This is a genomic window from Rhodopirellula sp. JB055, from assembly GCF_043100905.1.
GTDB lineage: Bacteria > Planctomycetota > Planctomycetia > Pirellulales > Pirellulaceae > Rhodopirellula.
The window spans coordinates 1-4927 of sequence record NZ_JBICHO010000299.1 but is presented as its reverse complement, the minus strand read 5'-3'; the positions used below and the strand labels follow the sequence as shown (position 1 = coordinate 4927).

The following is a 4927-nucleotide window of genomic DNA, read 5'->3' as shown; positions in this document are numbered from 1 at the left end:
TCGAAGCGGAGGTAAGCCCTGATGCTCGGGGAAACGTTCGACGCACCGCACTTCACTGCGTCACCAAGGGTGAGTTTGGGTTCATGGCAAACATGCTGCTAGAGAACGGTGCCAATCCCGACGCAGCTGATGCCCGTGGCGATACTCCCTTGCACTTGGCGGCGGAGGTAAACTGTCTGTCAATCATCAAACTGCTGCTCAGGTACAGCGCAGATGCTTCGATCACCAACAAGCAGCTCTACACGCCGATCCACAATGCCGCCGCTGCGGGATATACGGAAGTGGCAAGATTGCTGCTCGATCACGAGCGGGCGATCAAACCACAGCATGAATCCGCCGAGCTTGCCAGGCGTGTTCTCCGGGTAGCCGAACTACACGGGCAACACGAGACGTGGTCCGCCCTGTCGGAGCGGCTACCTGATCCCGTCTTGGGGATCCACTGAGTGAAGTTCGGAAGTACGTATGCCGAGAAATAGGAGCAATCCACGAAAGCACCGTGGGGGTGCGAGAATTCTTCGTGTGGTGACAGATTTCGTCAAAAAACGCTAAGTGTCCACTGCGGAAAACACGGGGTTTCTCGATGGCGTGTTGCACGGAAATGTGCACGGAAAGGGTGTAAAACGGTGCCATTCCGTGCTTTTCCTGGAAACGAAATTCGCGTAGAACCCCGTAAAAATGACGTTTCTGGGTCGTCTGACAAGCTTTGACATCGTGGAGGTCTCAGATTCGAGTTCTGTATCGCCCACTCCCAAAAACCCCGCAAAGCCCCGTGTTTTGCGGGGTTTTTTCGTGTCCGCACCGTTTTCAGCGTCGGCGTCGGTTTGGTCAGAATTGGACTCAGATGGACTGTTTTTGCTGTCCTGGACTGAATCTGGTGCATCCGTTGGTGCAACCAGTGGTGCAACCGTTCGCAGGGACGCTTGCGTGTCCGTGGATATCACGTTGTCACCAGGTTTCTCTGAGGGAGAGATTTGGATCGATCAATCTGTCGGGATGCCAGTTTTCGCTGGAGTCTACCAGGTGCAAGCGATTGGCTATTCCTCGCCAGTCCCGCCGCCGCCATCACAGCTGGATGACATTTCCTGGCTCTCCGGTCGGTTTCTGGTAGGCCCCTTCTTGTCCGCTAAAATCCCTGCGGAATGAGCGTGGGGCGTTCGGGAGTGCGTCAACGGATCGCACATGCGGGCGGATTGAGCCGGAGTTCCCCCCTAAGGAATGGTTCATCCGTTCCCGCAACGAGGCACAGGCAGGAAGCCAACCGTCATGGCGAAGAAACCTGCGACGAAGAAAAAAGTCAAAGAGGACGCCAAATGAGCGAGCTCACCAGCGACAAGGGATATCGCGACTGGATCGTATCGATCAAAAGCCAGATTCATGGATCGCAGATCAAAGCGGCCGCCGCGGTGAACTATGCCATGCTCGAGCTTTACTCGTTCCTGGGCGAGCAGATTATCGAGAGGCAGGAAACGGCCAAGTGGGGCGACGGTTTTTTGCAGCAAATGAGCAAGGATCTCTCCTCCGAGTTCCCTGAAATTAAGGGGGTTTCCTGTCGGAATCTGCGATCGATCCGGCAGTGGGTTAGCTTCTGGAATCAGCCCGATTCAATTGGGAAACAAGCTGTTTCCAAAAGTGATCCAAATTGGAAACAAGTTGTGGCCAAATTGGCCCCGGATGCGAAACAACTTGTCTCGCAGATCCCCTAGGGACACAACATCTTGCTTCTTCAGAGCAACGATGAGAACACTCGTTCGCAACCTGTTGCTGCCGGCCGCGTTGGCTGCCGTTCCCTCGTCGTCCTCGTCGAAATCTTGAAGTGCTTTGTGTGAGGAATGAACTTGGTCAGCAACCTTTGCTTGACCTTCAAGACGAACTGACCGCACAATTGCGGCAGTGAGAGAGTTACAACATGCCATTTGATAAGTTCCTGATTGAGGGCACACGATGCTTGATTGGTTTGCGTTGTTCATTTTGATCGTGTTGCTGGCGACCGCCGTGGGCGGCGCGTTACTGCTCGGGTATCTGCCGGGCAAGATTGCGAGACAACGGTCACATCCTCAAGCCGAAGCGGTGAGCGTGTGCGGCTGGATCGGACTGCTCAGTGGCGGATTGCTGCTGCCGATCGCCTACGTATGGGCGTATTGGCAATTCCCACAAACGCTAAAGCGGGAGGCGTCAGCATGATTGTCTTTTTGACATTGGTTTATATCGCGCTGCTGTTGATGTTTTTTAAATTGAAAGTTATCCCGCCAACGCTGGGCTGGAAGCTTTCGCCGATCGCATGGATGTTGCTCCTGTTGATCGCGTTGTTTATCCCGATGCAATGGGGCGCTCCTTCGGGGCCCGTCGGTGTGTTTCGCAACGTGATCGAAATCGTCCCCGCAGTCTCGGGCCAAGTCACGGAGGTTCCGATCCAACCGCTTGTCGAGGTTGATGCAGGAGAGGTGCTGTTTCAGATTGATCCCGAGCCTTTTCAAGACGAAGTCGGCCGGCTGACGGCCGCGTTGGCCGCCGCAGAGCAACAACCGGAACTCTTGCAGAGTTCGGTGGACATTGCGGAAGCGTCCCTGGCTCGTACGACGGCAGAGCGAGAACTGGCTGCCCGCACTTTGGAGCGGAATAAGAAACTGGTGGAATCCAGTGCCGTCAGCAAGCAGGAGTATGAGGAGTCACTTCGTTCGGCGGTGGTTGCTGAACGAGCGGAAAAGGAGGCTGAATTGCGATTGGCACAAGCCAAGCTTGAACTCGCATCCGTCACTGCCGACGGTGAGAACACGGCCGTCGCCCAGGCCCGGGAGCAATTCGCGCGTGCGAAGTATGATCTTGATCAAGCGACGGTTCGAGCTCCGACTCGCGGCGAGGTGCAGCAGCTCGCCTTGCGCCCCGGAACCCGTGTTGCGGCGATGCCGCTTAGAGGTTCACTGACCTTCATTGAAACCGATCGCAGTCGCATTGCCGTTGCGATCCAACAGAACCAGCTTCGCTACGTCCAGCCCGGTCAGGATGCAGAAGTCGTATTGAAGTATCTGCCGGGACAGACACTCTCCGCCAAAGTCGTTGGCATTGCCGACGTGACGTCCGGTGGGCAGGTGCAAAGTTCCGGAGTCATCGAGGATCTGACAGCGAAGCAAACGCGAGCCGAACCATTGCAAGTCGTCTTGGAATTGGACGGCGGCAACTACGATGCGAACGAACTTCCCGGTGGGGCGGTCGGAATCGCAGCGATCTACACCGAAGAGATCCGGTTCGCCCATATTATCCGTCGCGTGATGTTGCGCATGAAGGCCTGGACCAATTATGTCTGGTGAGAATGCGAGCACGCCACTGAATTCATGTCGAACTTCAGACAAGAACTGCGGAAGTCCCGTCATCCAGGCGTTTGCAGCCAACTCAATCGTTGGCCCTGCTACCCGGCACCCACTACTGGAACGACCATCGAGCATTTCCTTATCTACAGCGATCGATCAATAGGCTCACCAAGAGTACGTTCATTCCTTTGAGCTAGTCCGTATGGTGCCATCGGCTGTCTTAGTTCTTGTCAAGAGCGAGTGTTGGCTCGCGCCAAGGATTTTGCTCTCGGAGCATGACGTTGAGCGTCACCAGCAACTTTCGCATCACCGCCACGATCGCCACTTTGAATGGCTTCTTCTGCGCGATCATCCGTTGATAGAACTGCTTCAACCGAGGGTTGTACTTGGTCGCCACCAACGCCGCCATGTAGAGAACCTTTCGCACCATTGATCGCCCCGCGTGCGTACTGCGTTTGCCCTCGGTCTTGCCGCTGTCTCGAACGATTGGTGCGACCCCAACCAATTTGGCGATCTTGCCACGCGAAAGCTCTCCAAGCTCCGGCAACTCCGAAAGCAGCATCGCCACGGTTGCCGCCCCAACGCCTGGGCATGAGGACAGGAGATCGCTCTTAGCTTTGAGGACCGGACAGGCAGCGATCGTTTTTTCGATCTGCTTGTCGAGTTTGCGAACTTGCTCTTTGTAAAACGTGATTGCCTCCTGGATGGATTCCTTGATCGCTTCATCGCGACACTGCAATTTTCGATTGTGCTCTCGCTTGGACTGCCCAATCGCTTGGTCACGACGGTGCACCAGGGCACGCAGCTTGCGTTCACTTTCAGTCGGTTTTTCCTTGAGTTTTGGCTCAGCGACTTCTCCGAAGCGGGCAATCACCGCGGCATCGATCGGGTCATTCTTTTCGATGATACCGATCCCTTTGGCGAAGGAACGGACCTGCAGCGGATTGCACACAGCGACATCGATCTTGGCGGCGTGCAGGGCATCGACCAGCGATTGTTCGTAACCGCCGGTGGCCTCCATAACCACGAGCACTTGTTTGCGACGTGCGATGCTTTTGACCCAGAGGTCGATCGCTCTAGTTTCATTGGCAATCTCTTGATGCTTTTGTTTTGCGGCATCATGGATGTCAAGTTTCTCGCTTGCGACATCGACGCCAAAGACATTGTTGTAAGATGTAACCATCGTTTTTCCCTGGATAGTAGTTCGGACTCGCGATTGTCTGTACGGTCCCTTCGGCTGTTCGGGCTGGAAACGAAACGAACGGACGATCTCGATGGCACACGACCTCAAGGGTCTACCCACAACGATCTGTCCAGTTCGCGTCCCTGCCGAGTAGCGATCTCGGTAGGGACTTTCATCAATCTACCGAAGCTTTCGGCGACGGAAGGCAGCTAGAAAGAAGCAGCCTACTGCACCGGAGCATCGCTTCAACTCAGACACTACCCACCATGCATTGATGTATGGTGCCACCCACCATGCGTTGACAGCGGGTTGTGGGGTGGGTAGGGTGGTGACTGTCCCTTTTGACTGGAGATTTGAAATGCCGCGGCCTCAGCGATGTGAACAGTTTCATTCGAGCGATGTCTGTATCGTCCATGTCGTTCAGCGATGTGTGCGGCGG

General features: G+C 55.3%; 5 protein-coding genes. 4 read left to right on the top strand and 1 reads right to left on the bottom strand.

Translation table 11 applies throughout. From position 1 onward, the window contains the following. From ACF8AM_RS11835 to ACF8AM_RS11820, 4 genes are all read left to right on the top strand, one after another. Positions 1–443 (top strand): ankyrin repeat domain-containing protein (locus tag ACF8AM_RS11835; protein ID WP_392555830.1); only part of this gene is annotated, 443 nt, incomplete at its 5' end. Between the two features lie 717 nt (positions 444–1160). Further along, a complete protein-coding gene (locus ACF8AM_RS11830) occupies positions 1161–1703 on the top strand; it encodes a DUF1016 N-terminal domain-containing protein (RefSeq protein WP_392555829.1) in 543 nt (180 codons plus the stop codon). Positions 1704–1941: 238 nt separating this feature from the next. Further along, a complete protein-coding gene (locus tag ACF8AM_RS11825) occupies positions 1942–2181 on the top strand; it encodes a DUF3302 domain-containing protein (protein WP_392555828.1) in 240 nt (79 codons plus the stop codon). Beyond that, entirely contained in the window at positions 2178–3305 is a 1128-nt protein-coding gene (locus tag ACF8AM_RS11820; protein ID WP_392555827.1) for an HlyD family secretion protein, read from the top strand. The genes ACF8AM_RS11825 and ACF8AM_RS11820 overlap by 4 nt, the downstream gene beginning before the upstream one ends. A gap of 220 nt (positions 3306–3525) precedes the next feature. Here ACF8AM_RS11820 and ACF8AM_RS11815 read toward each other — a convergent pair whose 3' ends face one another. Then, positions 3526–4488, bottom strand: coding sequence for an IS110 family transposase (locus ACF8AM_RS11815; RefSeq protein WP_392555826.1), 963 nt, complete (start codon positions 4486–4488; stop codon positions 3526–3528). Positions 4489–4927: the final 439 nt, after the last annotated feature.

Coding starts and splice junctions, on each gene's coding strand:
- ACF8AM_RS11815 (WP_392555826.1), bottom strand. CDS start 4,488: ATGGTTACATCTTACAACAATGTCTTTGGCGTCGATGTCGCAAGCGAG.
- ACF8AM_RS11825 (WP_392555828.1), top strand. CDS start 1,942: ATGCTTGATTGGTTTGCGTTGTTCATTTTGATCGTGTTGCTGGCGACC.
- ACF8AM_RS11820 (WP_392555827.1), top strand. CDS start 2,178: ATGATTGTCTTTTTGACATTGGTTTATATCGCGCTGCTGTTGATGTTT.